This is a genomic window from Rhizobium sp. SG741, assembly GCF_012275435.1.
Taxonomy (GTDB): Bacteria; Pseudomonadota; Alphaproteobacteria; order Rhizobiales; family Rhizobiaceae; genus Rhizobium; species Rhizobium lusitanum.
Map to the genome: position 1 here is coordinate 103,185 of NZ_JAAZQP010000016.1, position 17,438 is coordinate 120,622.

The following is a 17,438-nucleotide window of genomic DNA, read 5'->3' on the forward strand; positions in this document are numbered from 1 at the left end:
GCATCGCCGCCAAAGGCATTTGCAAAAGCCCCGCCTTTCGGTCCGAAATGGCGAGGCTTCCATTTTAATCCTGCTTAGCTGGCGAAGATTTATAAACCGTAAATTGGTTTAGGAATGCTTATGCAGCCTGCTTACGTGGCTTGATCAGGCCGCGGTTGATGAGCAGTTCGGCAATCTGAATGGCGTTCAGTGCCGCGCCCTTGCGCAGGTTGTCGGAAACGACCCAGATGTTGAGGCCGTTTTCGACGGTGGCATCCTCGCGGATGCGCGAAATATAGGTCGCGTCTTCACCGGCGCACTCGTAAGGCGTGATATAGCCACCGTTTTCGTGCTTGTCGATGACGAGGCAACCTGGCGCCTCGCGCAGGATATCGCGAGCCTGATCGGCTGATATCTCGTTTTCGAACTCGATATTGACCGATTCAGAATGACCGATGAAAACCGGCACCCGGACAGCTGTGCAGGTGACCTTGATCTTCGGATCGAGCATCTTCTTGGTTTCGGCCAGCACCTTCCATTCTTCCTTGGTGTAGCCGTCTTCCATGAAGACGTCGATGTGCGGAATGACGTTGAAGGCGATGCGCTTGGTGAACTTCTTGTTCTCGATCGGGTCGGCGACGAAGACGGCGCGGGTCTGGTTGAACAGCTCGTCCATGCCGTCCTTGCCGGCGCCGGAAACGGACTGGTAGGTCGAGACCACGACGCGCTTGATCTTGGCGAAATCATGCAGCGGCTTCAGCGCAACGACGAGCTGCGCGGTCGAGCAGTTCGGATTGGCGATGATGTTGCGCTTGGTGAACTGCGTGATGGCATCCGGGTTCACTTCCGGCACGATCAGCGGCACGTCGGCGTCGTAGCGCCATGCGGACGAGTTGTCGATGACGACGCAGCCCTGGGCGCCGATCTTCGGCGAGTACTTCTTCGAGACATCGCCTCCGGCCGACATAAGGCAAATGTCGGTGTTGGAGAAATCGTAGTTCTCCAGGTTGGAAACCTTCAGCGTCCGGTCGCCGAAGGAAACTTCGGTTCCCTGCGAGCGGGCCGACGCGAGCGCCACGACCTCATCGGCCGGAAAACCGCGTTCGGACAGGATATTGAGCATTTCGCGGCCGACATTCCCGGTCGCGCCCGCTACTGCAACTTTGAAACCCATTTCTCAAGCTCTCTTTCTCTTCTCTCCTCTTTGGCGAGGGGGGAACTGCGGCCATGACGACCGGTTCCTGTCCCCGACCGAGCCGGGGAGAGAGCGGCAGGCCAGAGACGTCAGACGGTTTTCGTCGTCGTTTTGGCCTTGGTTTTGGAAGAAACCGGAAAATAGACATCCAGCCCGGCATATTCCGCCAGGTGACTGAAGCCGTCGATCTGCTCGAAGCGAACCATGGAAGTCTTCCTTTTCCGTCGCCGGTTCTAAGAGGTTTTCCACAGGAGTCAAGGATTTCCTCGTTTCCGCAGAAGCGGGAGCGAGGAAATCGAGATTATGGCATCCACCGCGGTCGTTATGTCCGAAGGCGGGCAGTGCCGCGGTTAGCTGTTGGTGTTGCGCGTGGATTCGAACAGGAACCAGGTGCGGCGTTCCGTCTCGTCCAGCCAGTTCTCAAGAAGGCTGGCGGTGGCGATATCGCCATATTCGTCGCAGACGTCATGGGTCGCGCGGATTTCGGCAGCAAGCTTGAGGTTGTTATCCGCCAATTCGGCGAGCATGTCCTGGGGATCGACATATTCGGCGTCGTTGTCGGGGATGCGCTGCAGCCTGGCAATATTGCCGATCGACCGCAACGTCGTTCCGCCGATCTTCCTGGCTCGCTCTGCCATCGGGTCGGTCATGGCGAAGATCTGATCGCCCTGTTCGTCCAGAAGCAAGTGATAGTCGCGAAAATGCGGGCCGCTCATATGCCAATGGAAATTCTTGGTTTTCAAATAGAGGGCAAAGACATCCGCCAGCAGCGCGTTCAGCGCTGCGGAAATATCGCGTGTCGCTTCTTCACTGAGATTGGTGCGGGTACCCAGTTTCGATTTGGTGTTAGCGGTATTCATAAAGTCGTCCTCCGTTTTGATGTTCGCGACAGTGATCGCCGGCGGATCTTGAAGGAATTCGATGACATTCGCTGTTGCGTGGGATCGCATTGCAGACAGGATCTATTTTGAGGTTTCGCGGACGAGATGTCGCTTCGCGGCACGGTCGACTGCGATGCTGTGCGGAAAACCCGAACATTTGCAGTAAATAGGAAAACGGGGTCGTTTTGCAATCGTTCGCTAACATATTGGCTCGGCGCCACAGCCGGCCGTATAAAGCCGCCCTCCTCCTGGAGAGCGGCTTCGCCGTGAAGCCTATTTCAGGCCGCCGCCGGCATAGAGGGTTTCCCCCGTCAGCCAGCTCGAATCCTTCGAGGCAAGGAAGACCGCGATCGGGGCGATGTCGGTCGGCTGGCCAAGGCGGCCGAGCGGCGTCTGCGAAACCATCTGCTTTTCGAAGTCGCTGCCGATGACGCCGGCCGCGATGACGCCCTCGGTCTCGACGCCGCCGGGCGAGATGGTGTTGACGCGGATGTTGCGAGGGCCGAGTTCCTTGGCAAGGATCTGGGTGATCGAGGTCACGGCCGCCTTGGTCGCCGTATAGACCGCGGTGGTCGGCAGGTTCATGGTGACGGCGGTCGAGGCGATGTTAATGACATTGCCGCCTTCCGGGCCGAAATACTTCACCGCTTCCTGCGTCGTCAGCAGCGTGCCGAGGACGTTGATGTTGAATTCACGATGGAATTCCTCCTCGGTGATCTCTTCCAGAGACGCGAATTTGTAGACGCCGGCATTGTTGACGAGAATGTCGACGCCGCCGAAGGCCTGCTTAGCCTCTGCAAAGAGCCGCTTTACGTCTTCGGATTTTGATACGTCGCCGTGGACGGCGAGCGCCTTGCCGCCCTTGGCGGTGATTTCTGCCACCACCTTGTCGGCGCCTTCGCGGCTCGAGGCATAATTGACCACGACGGCCGCGCCTTCCTCGCCCATCGCCTTTGCGATGCCTGCGCCGATGCCCTTGGATGCTCCGGTCACGATCGCGACCTTGCCTGTCAGCTTGCTCATATTAGCTCCTGTAGAGAATTGTTAGACGATTTTACAATTGTCGAACTATTGTCGTGTGCGACCCGAAAACCGATCGGCATCGTCCGTTTGATATTTAGATAATCATCTAACTGATACAAGGGCAGGCGCCGACGACCGCAGACGAAATTGTCAGATTCTGGAAAGCTCCGCCATGTAGGCGGCCAGGATGTCGCGTCGCAACACAAGGTTTGCGAACTTGCCTTCACGCCGGATCTCGATGAGACCGGCGTTTTCAAGTTCCTTGAGATGGTGCGAAATCGTCGCGGCGCTGACGGTGTGGCACTGGTTGAGGACGCTGCAGGCCATGGGCTCGGTTCGCTTGCCGATTTCCTTCAGGATCTGCACGCGGCGCGGCTCGGCCAGCGCCCGGGAAATCAATCCCAGCTGCCTTTCGCTCAAACGTATCGGACCGGCATCCATGGTTTTCATCACAGTGGAAACGAAATCGGGTTGACCGCTTTGCGCGGCGGCTGTCCTCCCAGATATATGAATGCCTGATGACCTTGGCAACCTTTGGGATGCGGCCAGGCATGAAGGCGCGCTCAGGCGAAAGGGAGTGCCCTGTCCCGCCTGTTCTGTGCGGAGACCGATCCGGTGTTTCGACGGAGATGCCGCAGGCGGCGCAATAGCCGCAGATCGATTTCAGATCAAAGGCTTGCTGGTCTTCAGCAGTGGCCATCTCGGTGTCGGCCAACCGGCATTGTTGATGCGGAAGAGCAGGCCGTAGCGGGAATAGACGATCGCCGTCATGAAGGAGAACCATCCACCGAGCGCCAGGCCGGCCATGACGTCGCTTGGATAATGCGCGCCGATCATGACGCGTGTGATCGCCAGCCAGAGGGCACATGCGGCGAAGATATAGCGATAGCGCGGGAAGAGGAAGGCAAGTGCCACGAACAGCGCGCCGATGGTGGTCGCATGGCCCGACGGGAAGCTCTCGAAGCTGGCACGGCCGTTGAACGGCGAGAAGCCGAACGGCCCCCAATCCGCGAAATGCATCGGGCGGGCGCGGCCGATGGCGCGCTTCAGCAGATTGGCGAGGAGACCTGAAAGCACGATGGTGGTCAGCAGATAGCCGCCAATCTGGCAGATACGCAGCGCCTGGCAGCGACAGCGTTGCGAGTGAAGCAACCTGCTGCCGGCCCAGCCTTCGAAGAACAGGAAGGCGCTGATGAGGATGATCCAGCCGGAATCGCCGAAATCGGTCAGCATTCCACCGAAGAAGCGAATGGATGGCGACAGGTTCTTGAGGGTTGCGCCGACGGGCCAGTCGAACAGCAGTGCGGAGAGAAGGACGATATTGGCCGTCAGGAAAAGACAGATCTTCCAATGGGATGGCGCAAGCCGTGCGTCGCTTCGCCGCCAACGTCTGTCGAGAGACGTCAAGATCGCCTGCATGTCCACCGTCCGTCGTCGAACTTCCACCAAGTCAACGATCAAGCCTAGCAGGCTCTTGTAACAGTATTTTTAAGGTGGCCGGCCATAGCTGCGCTGCCCGGAGGCTCGACGAAAAACCCCGCACTGCACAAGCAGAGCGGGGTTTCGTGTTTCACGTGAAATATATCAGGCGATTTATGCGGACAGGGCCTTGAATTCGGCGAGGATGGCGTCGCCCATCTCGGCGGTGCCGACCTGGCGGCTGCCTGCCGACATGATGTCGCCGGTGCGGATGCCGCTGTCGAGCACGTTGGCGATCGCCTTTTCCAGCGCATCGGCATCAGCCACGAGGCCGAAGGAGTAGCGCAGGCACATGGCGAAGGAGGCGATCATGGCGATCGGGTTGGCGATGCCTTTGCCGGCGATATCGGGCGCCGAACCATGTACCGGCTCGTAAAGCGCTTTGCGCTTGCCGGTCTTGGCGTCGGGAGCGCCGAGCGAGGCCGAAGGCAGCATGCCGAGCGAGCCGGTCAGCATGGCGGCGACGTCGGACAACATGTCACCGAAGAGGTTGTCGGTGACGATGACGTCGAACTGCTTCGGCTGGCGAACGAGTTGCATGCCGCCGGCATCGGCGAGCATGTGCTCGAGCTGGACGTCGGCATATTTTTCCTTGTGCGTGGCGGTAACGACCTGGTTCCAGAGCACGCCTGATTTCATGACGTTGCGCTTTTCCATCGAGCAGACGCGATTGTTGCGGGTGCGTGCCAGTTCGAAGGCGACGCCGGCGATGCGCTCGATTTCATAGGTGTCGTAGACCTGGGTGTCGATGCCGCGCTTCTGGCCGTTGCCGAGATCGATGATCTCCTTCGGTTCGCCGAAATAGACGCCGCCGGTGAGTTCGCGCACGATCAGGATGTCGAGACCCTCGACCAGTTCCGGCTTCAGCGACGAGGCCGATGCCAGCGCCGGATAGCAGATGGCCGGGCGCAGGTTGGCGAAAAGCTGGAGATCCTTGCGCAGGCGCAGCAGGCCGGCTTCCGGGCGCACTTCGTAAGGTACCGCATCCCACTTCGGACCGCCGACGGCGCCGAAGAGAACGGCATCGGCGGCCATTGCCTTTGCCATATCGGCATCGGAGATCGCCGCACCGTGCGCATCATAGGCGCTGCCGCCGACAAGGCCTTCGTCGGTGACGAAACCGGCGTCCTTCGCCTCGTTCATATAGGCGATGATCTTGCGGACTTCGCCCATGGCTTCGGGGCCGATGCCGTCACCCGGCAGGAGGAAGAGATTGCGCACTGTCATGGGAAAGCCTCCGCGAAAGAAATAGGTTGCGGGTTCTTAGACCTGCAAATGCGGCTTTTCAAGCGAGGAAGGGCGCGAAACGGTACGGTTTTCGGGAGTTTGGGGTGCCATCTGTCGACCATCGCATCTTTCGACGTCGGCTTGTTCGGTCAGGGCTTTCTATCTATAAATGGCCATGCATAAACAAATACGAGCAATTTTTACTGACACTACAATCCGGGTTTATCAGGCTTATGGCGATCAGATCGCCGATATAGCGCTTCGGCAGGGCACTTTTGCAGCGCCGTTCAGTTTCTCGCGAATGACCTGGATCAAACCGTCTTTTCTCTGGATGATGTATCGCTGCGGCTGGGGTCTCAAGGATGAGAACCAAAAGCGGGTGCTGGCCATCGATATCGATCGCGCCGGTTTCGAGCGGGCCTTGTCGATGGCATGCCTGAGCCACTTCGACCCGGAGCTTTATACCAGCGAGACGGCTTGGAAGGAAAAGCTTCAGGTCAGTATGGTTCGGATTCAGTGGGATCCGGAGCGAGACATCTTTTTCCGACCTTTGCCCCATCGGTCGCTTCAGATCGGTCTCAGCGGCGATACCGTACCGTTATATGCCGAAGAGTGGATCAAGAAGATCACTGATGTCACTGAGCAGGCTTTGCGCCTCAAGAAGGCGGTTGACGCAGGAGATCAGACCTATCTGGACACGCATCTGCCGCAAGAGCAGCCATATCCGCTGCCGCGTTCAATTGCCTTGGCGATTGGCGCAGTGGTCGATTGATGGACCTGACCGCTGCGGCGATGTGTGACGCATAGCTAGCCGGCCTCTGGCGCAAGACCAGAGACCGATGTCATCTGTTCCGTTTACTCAGCCAGGCCGAGCGAGGCCAGATAGGCAGCCGATGCCGGGATCTTCGACTTGTCCTTGATCTCGATGATCAGGCGCGGGTTATTGTTAAGCTTGGCAAGGGCGGCAAAGACGGCACGCCAGTGAATATTGCCTTCGCCGAGGCTCCAGTGGCGATCGGCATAGCCATCGGCATCCTGCAGGTGGACGTGCTGCAGGCGGTTGCCGGCGGCGTGGACATAGTAGTCGACCGGCGGCGCGCCGGTGTAGCCATGGGCATAATGGGCATGGCCGGTATCGATCGAAACGGCGACGGCGGGCGAATTGAAGCTGTCGGCGAGGCCGACGCGGATATGGGGATCCTTGTCCTCGATGTTTTCGATGACCATGGTCAGTCCGATGTCTTCGGCGCGCTTCACCGCATCCTTGAGCGTCAGATGCGTATATTCGATGATCTTCTCGCGCTCGCCCTTGTTGTTGTCGAGGTTGTTGTAGGACCAGGACGTATAGGGGCTATGGATGACCATCTGCGTGGCGCCGATATTGGCGCAGACGTCGAGTGCCTGCAGCAGCCGCTTGGAAACGACGGCGCGGATCTCCGGATCCTGCGAGGCGATGACGAAACCCCAGAACGGGCCGTGGATGCCGAGGCGGCCTTCATGGCCGTCAAGCAGCTTGCGGGCGCGCTCGGCCAGCGGCTGCCAATCGCCGTTCAGGACTTCGGCTTCGACGAAGCTCTGCAGTTCCAGATCGCGCGGCTTTTCGAGCAGCCAGTTGCGATGAGTTTCGACGTCGGAGAGCGTCATGGCGGCGCCGACAATGGGAAGGGAGGTCATGGGGAATGCTCCAGTGGGGAGGAGGAAAATAGGGGGCGGAGGGAGCCCGAAGGGGTTCCGCAGAGGCTGTATGATCCCCGTTTTTGTCGGGCATATTACAGCCGGCCGGATCCCATGACCTTTATGCGCCACGGCATAAGAAAAAAGCCGGGCTTTTCAGCCCGGCTTCGACACGTAAATGTGATGATGAAATCGATCAGGCGGCCCAGGGATGAGCGGCGGCGTTCGACTTTTCGAACTTGTCGATCGCAGATGCCTTTTCCAACGTCAGGCCGATATCGTCGAGGCCGTTCAGCAGGCAGTGGCGCTTGAATTCATCGAGTTCGAACTTCAGCGAGCCGCCGTCCGGGCCGGTGATTTCGAGGTTTTCCAGATCGACCGTCAGAATGGCGTTGGAGCCGCGCGAAGCGTCGTCCATCAGCTTGTCGAGGTCTTCCTGGCTGACCTTGATCGGCAGGATGCCGTTCTTGAAGCAGTTGTTGTAGAAGATGTCGGCGAAGCTGGTCGAGATGACGCAGCGGATACCGAAATCGAGCAGCGCCCAAGGAGCGTGCTCGCGCGAGGAGCCGCAGCCGAAATTGTCGCCGGCGATGAGGATCTTCGCATTCTGATAGGCCGGCTTGTTCAGCACGAAATCCGGATTCGGCGAACCATCTTCGTTGTAGCGGGCTTCAGCGAACAACCCCGTACCGAGACCGGTGCGCTTGATGGTCTTCAAATAATCCTTCGGGATGATCATGTCGGTGTCGACATTGACGACCGGGAGCGGTGCTGCAACACCGGTCAACTTCACGAACTTGTCCATGGGGTCCTGCCTTCATTTTCGTCTAAGCACGAATTATCCTGCCAATAGAGCAAATCCGGCCCGAAATGAAGGAGAATCTTGGAGATGCTCTAAAACCGGCGCTTTGGTCACAATCCGCCTTCAGGAACATGCCTGGGATTGGTGCGAGCGCATTCGACAGTGGGCAATAGGCTGCCCCCTGCCCTGTGTTCGACCTTAGAGATCGATGATCGTGCCGCGACCGTCGTTCCAGATGCGCATTTCGCGCTGGCTGTTCGTCTTGGCGCGCACCGGCGCAGGCTTCATGCGGAGCGAAATCGCACGGGCTGCCATGAGCACGGTCAGGATACCGCCGACGGCAAGCGTGAGCGAAACGGTAAACAGCGCCATGGCTGCAAACACGGTGATACCGGCAAGAGCAATGAACAGGGAACGGATATTCTGCATGGTCGAGACCTCTCTACTTACGGCAATGTGGTCCTCTTCCTTTCCATCTGCAAGAGGAGCATGGCTTTTTGTTGGCTTGCCTGCCGATTAAAAGCGCGGCAAAACGACACTATGAGCCAATCATCCTTCTCTCGTCCCGCCCGCCTGCGCCGCTCGGTGTTGAGCGTTCCCGCCATCAACCGGCGCGCTTTGGAAAAGCTTGATAGCCTCGATTGCGATGCCGTCATCTTCGATCTCGAAGATTCCGTCTCGCCGGAGAAGAAAGCCGAGGCGCGGGATAATTTACGGAGATTCTTCGCCGCCTCGCCGCTATCAGGCAAGGAGCGGGTCATTCGCATCAATGCGCTTTCCTCCAATTTCGGTGCCGACGATCTGGACCTGGTTCTGGCGCTCGAGCCGGATGCGGTGCTGTTGCCCAAGGTGGACGAGCCGCAAGACGTGATTGATGTCAGCGACAGGCTGGCCGAGGCGGATGCGTCGGAGAGCCTGCGCATCTGGGCGATGATCGAGACGCCACGCGGCATCCTGAATGCGGCTTCGATCGCCGAGGCCGGGCGCACGTCGGGCAGCAGGCTCGATTGCTTCGTCGTCGGTCTCAACGACCTCAGGAAGGAAACCGGCGTGTTGCCGCAGCCGGGCCGCGCCTATCTCGTTCCCTGGCTGATGCAGGTGGTGCTGGCCGTGAGCGCCTACGGGCTTGAGGCCCTCGACAGCGTTTTCAACGATTTCAAGGATATGGAGGCGTTCGACGCCGAATGCGGCCAGGGCGCCGCCATGGGCTTTTTCGGCAAGATGCTGATCCATCCGAGCCAGATCGAAGCCGCCAACCGGCATTTCGGTCCGGATGCAACAGCCATTGCCGAGGCTGAGGCCATCATCGGCGCCTTTGCCGCGCCGAACGCTGCTGATCTCAATGTCGTGAACCTCGGCGGGCGGATGGTGGAGCGGCTGCATCTTGTCCAGGCAGAGAGACTGGTTCATAAAGCTCGCCTGATCGCAGCACGCCATCACCCTTCGACACGCTCAGGGTGAGGGCTGATATCCTACGAAAGACGCTTTGATGAAACTCTACCGCTTCCTCACCGGGCCCGACGACGCTTCCTTCTGCCACAAGGTATCAGCGGCGCTGAACAAGGGCTGGGAACTGTCGGGCTCGCCGACCTACGCCTTCAATGCGGCCACCGGCCAGATGCAGTGCGGCCAGGGTGTCGTCAAGGAAGTCGCGGGAAAGGATTACGATCCTGAGATGAAGCTTTCCGAGCAGTAAGTACCGGGTACCTCGTGCCCTTCCCCTGACCGTCCTGCGGTCGGGGTCTGATGTCATCGATCCGTCGCTTCTTCCGCGCTTTCCTCGATGCGCTCCATGTCCTCGTCGCTCAGGCCGAAATGATGGCCGATCTCGTGGATCAGGACATGGGTGATGATGTCGCCGAGGGTTTCCTCGTTTTCCGCCCAGTAATCGATGATCGGCCGACGATAGAGGCGGATCTTGTTGGGCATCTCGCCGGTCTGGGCGGTGAAGCGCTCGGATATGCCGCGACCCTCGAAAAGGCCGAGCAGGTCGAAGGGCGTTTCCAGCGCCATGTCCTCGAACACATCGTCATCGGGAAAATCCTCGATGAGGATGATGAGGTTGCCGGTGAGCGAGCGAAATTCGTCCGGCAAGTGGCTGTAAGCCTCCATGGCCAGAGATTCGAATGTGCTGATTGAGGGCGCGTGGCGGTCCCGCCAATCCTCGCTCTGGTCAATGCGAGCCATGAATGCTTCCTTCCTTCGCTGGTCATATAGAGCCTTTGCGCCGCTTTTACGAGTGCGGATTAAGGCAAAGGAATATTTTCTTATAAATTGGTGTTGACTCTTTTTCCGACCTCTGGAATCCATAAGAACATAACAGGAACATAAATGATCTGGAGATAACGTCATGGCCGAAGCCGCCGTGGCGCGGGAAACGTTTTTTGCCCTGCGTGAAACTATTGCCCGACTTGAAGGCAGGCCTATACCGGCGCTGGCCGCGGCGGCGCGCGAAACGCTGGCGGAGAAGGCGAGACCCGGTTCTGCAGGTGTTGCCCAGCCATTGCTTGCGACCGGCGTCGACGACCTCGATGCGGCGATGCAGGGCGGTGTTCCCCTTGATGGTCTGACCGAGGTCCGCTCGCTGGGCCTGCGCGATGCGGGCGCAGCCAGTGGCTTCGCCCTTGCTCTTGCCGCGCGGCTTCATGCGCAAGCTGCCGGCACAGGTGCTGCCGTATCCCCGGTTCTATGGATCGGCGATACGGTCGCCACGATGGAGGCGGGCCTGCCCTATGCCATCGGTATCGGGGATTTCGGACTGGAGCCGGCGGCATTCCTGCAGGCTTCGCCACGCAAGCTGGAAGATGCGCTCTGGCTGGCGGAAGCAGCGCTCGGCAGCGCCGCCTTTGCGGTTGTCATCCTGGAGGTGCGCGGCAATCCCGCCCGCTTCGGGCTGACCGAAAGCCGGCGGTTGGCGCTGAGGGCCAAGGCGGCGGAGCGGCCTTTGTTTCTGTTGCGGCAAGGAGGCGAGGAGGAGGCAAGCAGTGCCCTCTTCCGCTTCTCTGTCGAACCCGCGCCGGCGCAGGCGCGGCCCCTGCCGGACGGATCGGTGCTTGGCGGCAGCATCGGTCATCCGGCCTTTCGTCTGACCTTGGAAAAGAGCCGCAACCCGGCGCCTCTTTCCATAACCCTGGAGTGGAATGCCCATGACCGCCGCTTTGCCCTTGTCCCCGATGCTCAGCACCCTGCCCTTCCCGGCGAACACGCAGCGCATTCTGGCGCTGACCTTTCCGCATCTGCCCACCGACCGGATCGCCCGCAAGCGCTGGGGCCTGTCCTGGCGTTCGACAGGCCGGCTTGAAACGCCGCCGCTGGTCTGCGCCGGCAAGCTGAACAATGCCATGCGGCTGACCGCGCTCAACGAGCGGGCGGAGATGATCGGGCTGAAGCCGGGCCAGGGCGTGGCCGAGGCGAGGGCGGTCTGCCCGACCCTCGATGTCGTCGAGGAGGAACCCTCGGCGGATCGCAAGCTGCTGGAGGCGATCGCCGACTGGTGCGACCGCTATACGCCGCTGGTGGCGATCGACGGCAAGGATGGGCTGTTTCTCGATATTACAGGCTGCGCTCATCTCTTCGGCGGTGAGGAGGCGCTGCTCGAGGATATATTGATCCGGATTTCCCGGCTGGGGCTCGACGTGCGCGGCGCCATTTCCTCGGCGCCGGGCCTGTCCTGGGCGGTCGCCCGTTTCGAGGAAAGCCGCATCGTTCCCCCAGAAGCCATGGAGGAGGCGTTGGCGCCGTTGCCGGCGGCTTCGCTGCGGCTTGGCGAGGAGACGATCGCCGCGCTGCAGAAGCTGGGGTTGAAGCAGGTAGGCGATCTTCTGGCCGCACCACGCGCACCGCTTGCCCGCCGGTTCGGCGCATCGCTGCTGTTGCGGCTCGATCAGGCCGTTGGGCTGGTTGAAGAGCCGATTTCGCCGCGCCGGCCGGTCGCGCAATTGTCTGTCGAGCGCCGGCTTGCCGAGCCGGTACAGGCGGAAGCCGATATTCTGCAGCTCGCCCGCCAGCTTGCCGAAACGCTGAAACCGGGGTTGGAAGCGCGTGGTGTCGGAGGCCGCTCCTTCGAGCTTTTGCTGTTCAGGGTGGATGGGGCGGTATTCCGCATTGCCGCCGGGGCATCGCAGCCGCTGCGGGAGCCGAGCCGAATCGCCGGCCTGTTCACCGAGCGTTTTACCGCCATTCATGACGATCTCGATGTGGGATACGGCTTCGAGATCGTCCGCCTGAATGTCCTGCAGCATGCACCCTTCGAGGCGATGCAGGGTGATTTCGTTGGAGAAGGCCGGCAGGGCACGTCGCTTGCTGCCTTCGCCGACCGGGTCGCGGCGCGGCTGGGACCGGATTGCCTGCAGGGTTTCGAGCTCAGGGAAAGTCATATTCCCGAACGGGCCGCCCGACCGGTGCCCGCCATGGAAATCCTCGCCGCCCATAGGCGGACAGGCAGCGACTATGCCGGCCACGGCTTTTTCCGGGGTGAACGGCCGCTACGGTTGTTTCGCATGCCGGAACTGATCGAAACCGTTGCTGCCGAAGTACCTGACGGGCCGCCCCGGCAATTCCGCTGGCGGCGCGTCATGCATCGGGTAAGCCGAGCCGAAGGGCCGGAGCGGCTTTCGGCGGAATGGTGGATCGAGGAGGAAGAAACGCCGGCCCGCGATTATTTCCAGGTCGAGGACGAGGAGGGCCATCGTTTCTGGCTGTTCCGCAAGGGTCTCTATGGCCGAGGCGAGACGGCGCCGGACTGGTACATGCACGGAGTTTTCGCATGAACGCGCGTCCGAGCTTTCACGAGCCTGTGCCCTTCTTCGAGATCGGAGTGAGAACGAACTTCTCCTTTCTCGAAGGAGCCTCGCATCCGGAGGAGATGGTGGTACAGGCCGCCCGCCTGAAGCTTTCCGGATTTGGGATTGCCGACCGCAATTCGGTCGCCGGCGTGGTCAAGGCACATGCGCATACCAAGCTTCTCCAGACGAAATATAAGGAAACTATCAAGGAGAATCTGGAGCTTCGAGCCAAAGGGAAGCCGGAAAAGCCGCTCCTGAAGCCGGTCGCTTTCCAGCCCGGCGCTCGCCTGGTCTTTTCGGACGATACGCCCGACATTCTTGCTTATCCGCAGAATCGCAAGGGTTGGGCGCACCTTTGCCGGCTGTTGAGCGCCGGCAATCTCAAGGCTGAGAAAGGCTCCTGCACGCTTGAAGAAGCCGACCTGATGGTATGGGGTGACGAGATGATGCTGGCGCTCGTTCCCAACGCTGAGAGCGTGGAGACGCCGGAAGGGCAGGAGAAGCTGGAGCAATGCCTGGCGCGGCTATGGATGCGCTTCGGCAGGAAGCTCCATATGGTGCTGTCGCCTGCCTATGACGGGCGGGATCGGCTGGTCTTTGCCACGCTCTCCATCATTGCATTGCGCAACGGGGTGCGGCTGATCGCCAGCAACCAGCCGCTCTATCACGCAACAGAACGCAAGCCGCTTGCCGATATCGTCGTTTCGATCCGCGAGCATGTGACAATCGCGGAAGCGGGCTTCAGGCTCGCGGCCAATGCCGAGCGCTATCTGAAGGGTGCTGCCGAGATGGCGCGCCTTTTCAGGGATTATCCGAAGGCCGTGGCCAATACGCAGAAATTCTTTAGTCGGCTGTCTTTTTCGCTCGATGAGCTGAAGCATAATTATCCCGACGAAAGTGTTCCGGGCGAGGCGGTTTATGAAACGCTGGAGCGGTTGACGCGGGAGGGTGCGAAATGGCGCTATCCCAATGGAATCTCTGAAAAGGTCGCCAAACAGATCGATCATGAGCTCAAGCTCATCCGCGAACGGCAATATGAGCCTTATTTCCTGACGGTGCATCGCATCATGGAATATGCCCGCAGTCAGAATATCTTGTGCCAGGGGCGCGGCTCTGCCGCCAATTCCACAGTCTGCTACTGTCTTCGAATTACCGAGGTCAATCCGGAGATCACGACACTTTTGTTCGAGCGTTTCATCTCGACGGAGCGCGAGGAGCCGCCGGATATCGATGTCGATTTCGAGCATGAGAAGCGCGAAGAGGTTATTCAGTTCATCTACCGGCATTATCATAAGGAGCATGCCGGGCTGACGGCGGCGGTGACCAGCTATCGGGCACGCTCGGCCGGTCGCGAAGTGGCCAAGGCCTTCGGCTTGTCGGAGGATGTGCAGTCAGCTCTTGCCAGCGGTGTCTGGGGCTGGTCGACGGAGGAACTGTCCGAACGCGAGGCCAAGCTTGCCGGTCTCAATCTCACCGACAAGACGACACGGAACGTCCTTTCCTATGCCGCGACGCTGATGGGGTTTCCGCGCCACCTGACTCAGCATGTCGGCGGCTTCGTCATCACCAGGGATCGGCTGGACGAGGTCGTGCCGATCATGCACACGGCGATGGACGATCGCTACATGATCGAGTGGAACAAGGACGATCTCGACAATCTCAACATATTGAAGATCGACGTCCTAGCCCTCGGCATGCTGACCTGCCTTGCCAAGGCTTTCGACCTGCTGCTGCTGCATTACGACGTTAAGAAGGAACTCGCCGATCTCGGGAGTGGCGAGTATCCCGACCGCGTACCGGTCTATGACATGATCTGCCGTGCCGACACGATCGGCGTCTTCCAGATCGAAAGCCGGGCGCAGATGAGCATGCTGCCGCGTCTCAAACCCCGCAGATTCTATGATCTGGTTATCGAGGTGGCGATTGTCCGGCCCGGTCCTATCCAGGGCAATATGGTGCATCCTTATCTCAAACGACGGGATGACGTTCTTCAGAATCGGCCGATCGATTACCATCGGCCGGAACTGAAGGCGGTTTTGGAAAGAACGTTAGGTGTTCCCCTATTTCAGGAACAGGCGATGCAGATTGCCATTACAGCAGCCGGATTTTCGGCGGCAAAAGCTGATCGTTTGCGCCGGTCCATGGCAACGTTCAAGCGGACAGGAAAGGTTGACGAATTCAAGCAGGACCTGGTTTCGGGCATGGTCGCGAACGGTTACCCTCAAGACTTTGCCGAACGCTGCTTTAGCCAGATTGAAGGTTTCGGCGAATATGGTTTCCCCGAAAGCCATGCGGCTTCGTTTGCCTTGCTCGTCTACGCCTCTTCCTGGCTGAAGACCTATTATCCCGATGTCTTCTGCGCGGCGATCCTCAATGCCCAGCCTATGGGCTTTTATGCACCGGCGCAGCTGGTGCGCGATGCGCGCGAACATGGCGTCGAGGTACGGCCGGTGGATGTCAATCATTCCCGTTGGGATTGCCTGTTGGAGGAGGCGCGCTTCGATCAAGACGCGGTCGAGCCCCGCCATACGTCGATGCGCGGCCACATCAAGACGAAATGTGCCGTCCGCCTCGGCTTCCGGCAGGTCAAGGGCCTGTCGGATGAGGAGATGGAACAGCTCGTCGAGCGTCGCGGCGATGGCTATCGGTCCGTGCGCGATCTCTGGCTGCGCTCCGGGCTTGCCAAGTCGCAGATCGAGCGCCTGGCGGATGCCGACGCTTTCGGTTCCATCGGCTTGAGCCGGCGTGAGGCGCTATGGGCGGTTCGGGCGCTCGATGCCGGCAGCGCTGCGGAAACACTTCCCCTCTTCGATCTCGGCGACCATACGGACCTGCAGCTCGAGCCGGCGGTCGCACTGCCCGAGATGCTGCCCGGCGAGCAGGTCATCGAGGACTATCGCTACCTGTCGCTGTCCCTGAAGGCGCACCCGGTTTCGTTCCTGCGTGCCGACTTCGCCAACATGGGCATCGTGCAGAACCGGGATCTGCCCAATGTGGCGAATGGGCGGATGGTGACGATCGCGGGTCTGGTGCTGGTGCGTCAGCGGCCGGGCTCGGCGAATGGGGTGATCTTCATGACGCTGGAGGACGAGACGGGTGTCGGCAATGCAATCGTCTGGCCGAAAATGTTTGAAAAATACCGCGCCATCGTCATGGGTGCGCGGCTGGTGAAGATTCGCGGCCGCCTGCAGAGCGAGAGCGGTGTCATCCATGTGGTGGTCGACTATATCGAGGATATGACCGCGGCGCTCGGCATTCTGCAGCGCGAGGCACGGCGCTTCGGCGTCAGCGACCGGGCGGATGAGGCGCTGCGGCCAACCATGGACCACCGACAAAAGAAAAGACGTGTATCGCCCGACCCGCTGGAGCGCGAGGCCGGGGCAGCGACGGAAGGCCGCACCGATATTGTCGAAACGGCGAAGGTGATGCCGCGAGGCCGTAACTTTCATTGAAATGCAGGGGTTTGTATCCGGGGCTCATAGGCCACCGGTGTCGCCTGCCGATCAAAATGAATCGTTTCTTTCTTGACAAAGAGCGTCTTCTTTAGCAGATAACAAGACAGCAAGTGTCATGTTTGACGGGCTGAGCGAAGAATGCTGGTTTGTAGCTGTAATTACATCACCGACAAGGAAATCCGGGACGTCATCAACGAGTTCCTGGATGAGGACTGTTGGCAGCTCATCGTCCCCGCCAAGGTTTATCACGCCATGTCGAAGCGCGGTCGCTGCTGCGGATGTTTCCCGAATGTCGTTGATATCATTATACAGACAACCGAGGACTATCATGCCCGTCGTCACTCGACGGAAGCAGAAATATTTGATTTCATGTCCCGCTTGAAAAAATTTCATGAAGACAGCAGGAGAGCGGACATTGAAAGGCGACAAAAAAGTCATCGAGCGGCTTAACGAGGCACTGTTCCTCGAGCTTGGCGCAGTTAATCAGTATTGGGTCCATTACCGACTTCTCGAAGATTGGGGCTATACCAAGCTGGCAAAGAAGGAGCGTGCGGAATCCATAGAGGAGATGCAGCACGCAGATCGCCTCGTTGCTCGCATCATCTTCCTCGAGGGACATCCGAACCTGCAGACGCTGGCACCGCTGCGTATCGGCCAGAATGTCAAGGAAGTGCTGGAGGCCGATCTCGCCGGCGAATACGACGCCCGCGCGGCCTACAAGAAATCGCGCGACATCTGTCATGACGCCGGCGACTACGTCTCGATGAAGCTGTTCGAAGAGCTGCTGATGGATGAGGAAGGCCATATCGACTTCCTGGAAACCCAGCTCGAGCTGCTCGGAAAGATCGGCGAAGCCAAGTACGGCCAGCTGAATGCCGATTCTGCCGACTCAGCAGAATAACTGGTATCACGAAGCCGGCCGCTTTTTGAGCGGCCGGA

The 17,438-nt window shown here is 59.7% G+C and carries 19 protein-coding genes; 8 read left to right on the forward strand and 11 right to left on the reverse strand.

Annotated elements, in window-relative coordinates; translation table 11 throughout:
- Positions 1-118: 118 nt before the first annotated feature.
- The 6 genes from FHT29_RS30020 to leuB all read right to left on the reverse strand — a co-directional run bounded on the left by FHT29_RS30020 (position 119) and on the right by leuB (position 5,784).
- Entirely contained in the window at positions 119-1,153 is a 1,035-nt protein-coding gene (locus tag FHT29_RS30020; RefSeq protein ID WP_037195667.1) for an aspartate-semialdehyde dehydrogenase, read from the reverse strand.
- Positions 1,154-1,524: 371 nt separating this feature from the next.
- Entirely contained in the window at positions 1,525-2,034 is a 510-nt protein-coding gene (locus tag FHT29_RS30025; protein ID WP_047559533.1) for a DNA starvation/stationary phase protection protein, read from the reverse strand.
- A gap of 294 nt (positions 2,035-2,328) precedes the next feature.
- On the reverse strand, positions 2,329-3,078 hold the full coding sequence (locus tag FHT29_RS30030; RefSeq protein WP_047559413.1) for a glucose 1-dehydrogenase: 750 nt from the start codon (positions 3,076-3,078) through the stop codon (positions 2,329-2,331).
- A 150-nt stretch (positions 3,079-3,228) separates the two neighbouring features.
- Positions 3,229-3,519 (reverse strand): helix-turn-helix domain-containing protein, encoded by a 291-nt coding sequence (locus tag FHT29_RS30035; RefSeq protein WP_051963408.1) that lies wholly within the window; start codon positions 3,517-3,519, stop codon positions 3,229-3,231.
- Between the two features lie 222 nt (positions 3,520-3,741).
- A complete protein-coding gene (gene lpxE / locus FHT29_RS30040; protein WP_047559417.1) occupies positions 3,742-4,497 on the reverse strand; it encodes a lipid A 1-phosphatase LpxE in 756 nt (251 codons plus the stop codon).
- Between the two features lie 174 nt (positions 4,498-4,671).
- Positions 4,672-5,784, reverse strand: a complete 1,113-nt coding sequence (gene leuB / locus FHT29_RS30045) for a 3-isopropylmalate dehydrogenase (protein ID WP_047559420.1) — start codon at positions 5,782-5,784, stop codon at positions 4,672-4,674.
- Between the two features lie 169 nt (positions 5,785-5,953).
- Here leuB and FHT29_RS30050 point away from each other — a divergent pair, with 169 nt between their 5' ends.
- A complete protein-coding gene (locus tag FHT29_RS30050) occupies positions 5,954-6,556 on the forward strand; it encodes a DUF4291 domain-containing protein (RefSeq protein ID WP_047559429.1) in 603 nt (200 codons plus the stop codon).
- Positions 6,557-6,639: 83 nt separating this feature from the next.
- On the opposite strand, the gene FHT29_RS30055 is transcribed toward FHT29_RS30050, so the two are convergent.
- The 3 genes from FHT29_RS30055 to FHT29_RS30065 form a co-directional block, all read right to left on the reverse strand.
- A complete protein-coding gene (locus FHT29_RS30055; RefSeq protein ID WP_047559431.1) occupies positions 6,640-7,458 on the reverse strand; it encodes a sugar phosphate isomerase/epimerase family protein in 819 nt (272 codons plus the stop codon).
- A 196-nt stretch (positions 7,459-7,654) separates the two neighbouring features.
- Entirely contained in the window at positions 7,655-8,263 is a 609-nt protein-coding gene (gene leuD, locus FHT29_RS30060) for a 3-isopropylmalate dehydratase small subunit (RefSeq protein WP_037195677.1), read from the reverse strand.
- Between the two features lie 195 nt (positions 8,264-8,458).
- Complete coding sequence (locus FHT29_RS30065) at positions 8,459-8,689, reverse strand: hypothetical protein (protein WP_037195680.1); 231 nt, start codon at positions 8,687-8,689, stop codon at positions 8,459-8,461.
- 111 nt (positions 8,690-8,800) lie between these two features.
- Here FHT29_RS30065 and FHT29_RS30070 point away from each other — a divergent pair, with 111 nt between their 5' ends.
- Both FHT29_RS30070 and FHT29_RS30075 read left to right on the forward strand, forming a co-directional pair.
- Entirely contained in the window at positions 8,801-9,721 is a 921-nt protein-coding gene (locus tag FHT29_RS30070; protein ID WP_113118865.1) for a CoA ester lyase, read from the forward strand.
- 28 nt (positions 9,722-9,749) lie between these two features.
- Entirely contained in the window at positions 9,750-9,956 is a 207-nt protein-coding gene (locus FHT29_RS30075; RefSeq protein WP_047559437.1) for a DUF1737 domain-containing protein, read from the forward strand.
- 53 nt (positions 9,957-10,009) lie between these two features.
- Here the strand turns inward: FHT29_RS30075 and FHT29_RS30080 are convergent, their stop codons facing one another.
- Positions 10,010-10,447, reverse strand: a complete 438-nt coding sequence (locus FHT29_RS30080) for a metallopeptidase family protein (RefSeq protein ID WP_034510894.1) — start codon at positions 10,445-10,447, stop codon at positions 10,010-10,012.
- Between the two features lie 163 nt (positions 10,448-10,610).
- Here FHT29_RS30080 and FHT29_RS34780 point away from each other — a divergent pair, with 163 nt between their 5' ends.
- Genes FHT29_RS34780 through FHT29_RS30095 form a run of 3 tightly spaced genes read left to right on the forward strand, consistent with a single transcriptional unit; the run spans position 10,611 to position 16,496 of the window.
- The gene (locus tag FHT29_RS34780) at positions 10,611-11,561 is read left to right on the forward strand and encodes a hypothetical protein (RefSeq protein ID WP_246703180.1); all 951 of its coding nucleotides are present in this window, start codon (positions 10,611-10,613) and stop codon (positions 11,559-11,561) included.
- Between the two features lie 40 nt (positions 11,562-11,601).
- On the forward strand, positions 11,602-13,029 hold the full coding sequence (locus FHT29_RS30090; protein ID WP_246703181.1) for a DNA polymerase Y family protein: 1,428 nt from the start codon (positions 11,602-11,604) through the stop codon (positions 13,027-13,029).
- Entirely contained in the window at positions 13,026-16,496 is a 3,471-nt protein-coding gene (locus FHT29_RS30095) for an error-prone DNA polymerase (RefSeq protein WP_168600833.1), read from the forward strand. The genes FHT29_RS30090 and FHT29_RS30095 overlap by 4 nt, the downstream gene beginning before the upstream one ends.
- 51 nt (positions 16,497-16,547) lie before the next feature.
- On the opposite strand, the gene FHT29_RS35120 is transcribed toward FHT29_RS30095, so the two are convergent.
- Positions 16,548-16,790 carry a hypothetical protein gene (locus tag FHT29_RS35120; protein WP_312865279.1) on the reverse strand — a complete coding sequence of 81 codons (243 nt, stop codon included), beginning with the start codon at positions 16,788-16,790 and terminating at the stop codon, positions 16,548-16,550.
- On the opposite strand from FHT29_RS35120, the gene FHT29_RS30100 reads away from it, so the two are divergent.
- Both FHT29_RS30100 and bfr read left to right on the forward strand, forming a co-directional pair.
- Entirely contained in the window at positions 16,677-16,949 is a 273-nt protein-coding gene (locus FHT29_RS30100; protein WP_312865278.1) for a (2Fe-2S)-binding protein, read from the forward strand. The two genes, FHT29_RS35120 and FHT29_RS30100, sit on opposite strands and share 114 nt — an antisense overlap.
- On the forward strand, positions 16,915-17,400 hold the full coding sequence (gene bfr, locus FHT29_RS30105) for a bacterioferritin (RefSeq protein ID WP_037196153.1): 486 nt from the start codon (positions 16,915-16,917) through the stop codon (positions 17,398-17,400). The genes FHT29_RS30100 and bfr overlap by 35 nt, the downstream gene beginning before the upstream one ends.
- The last annotated feature ends 38 nt before the right edge of the window (positions 17,401-17,438 follow it).

What these genes read in the sequence shown, in the direction of transcription:
- FHT29_RS30020 (WP_037195667.1), bottom strand. Translation starts at nt 1,153, where the DNA reads ATGGGTTTCAAAGTTGCAGTAGCGGGCGCGACCGGGAATGTCGGCCGC.
- FHT29_RS30025 (WP_047559533.1), bottom strand. Translation starts at nt 2,034, where the DNA reads ATGAATACCGCTAACACCAAATCGAAACTGGGTACCCGCACCAATCTC.
- FHT29_RS30030 (WP_047559413.1), bottom strand. Translation starts at nt 3,078, where the DNA reads ATGAGCAAGCTGACAGGCAAGGTCGCGATCGTGACCGGAGCATCCAAG.
- FHT29_RS30035 (WP_051963408.1), bottom strand. Translation starts at nt 3,519, where the DNA reads ATGGATGCCGGTCCGATACGTTTGAGCGAAAGGCAGCTGGGATTGATT.
- lpxE (WP_047559417.1), bottom strand. Translation starts at nt 4,497, where the DNA reads ATGCAGGCGATCTTGACGTCTCTCGACAGACGTTGGCGGCGAAGCGAC.
- leuB (WP_047559420.1), bottom strand. Translation starts at nt 5,784, where the DNA reads ATGACAGTGCGCAATCTCTTCCTCCTGCCGGGTGACGGCATCGGCCCC.
- FHT29_RS30050 (WP_047559429.1), top strand. Translation starts at nt 5,954, where the DNA reads ATGGCCATGCATAAACAAATACGAGCAATTTTTACTGACACTACAATC.
- FHT29_RS30055 (WP_047559431.1), bottom strand. Translation starts at nt 7,458, where the DNA reads ATGACCTCCCTTCCCATTGTCGGCGCCGCCATGACGCTCTCCGACGTC.
- leuD (WP_037195677.1), bottom strand. Translation starts at nt 8,263, where the DNA reads ATGGACAAGTTCGTGAAGTTGACCGGTGTTGCAGCACCGCTCCCGGTC.
- FHT29_RS30065 (WP_037195680.1), bottom strand. Translation starts at nt 8,689, where the DNA reads ATGCAGAATATCCGTTCCCTGTTCATTGCTCTTGCCGGTATCACCGTG.
- FHT29_RS30070 (WP_113118865.1), top strand. Translation starts at nt 8,801, where the DNA reads ATGAGCCAATCATCCTTCTCTCGTCCCGCCCGCCTGCGCCGCTCGGTG.
- FHT29_RS30075 (WP_047559437.1), top strand. Translation starts at nt 9,750, where the DNA reads ATGAAACTCTACCGCTTCCTCACCGGGCCCGACGACGCTTCCTTCTGC.
- FHT29_RS30080 (WP_034510894.1), bottom strand. Translation starts at nt 10,447, where the DNA reads ATGGCTCGCATTGACCAGAGCGAGGATTGGCGGGACCGCCACGCGCCC.
- FHT29_RS34780 (WP_246703180.1), top strand. Translation starts at nt 10,611, where the DNA reads ATGGCCGAAGCCGCCGTGGCGCGGGAAACGTTTTTTGCCCTGCGTGAA.
- FHT29_RS30090 (WP_246703181.1), top strand. Translation starts at nt 11,602, where the DNA reads ATGCGGCTGACCGCGCTCAACGAGCGGGCGGAGATGATCGGGCTGAAG.
- FHT29_RS30095 (WP_168600833.1), top strand. Translation starts at nt 13,026, where the DNA reads ATGAACGCGCGTCCGAGCTTTCACGAGCCTGTGCCCTTCTTCGAGATC.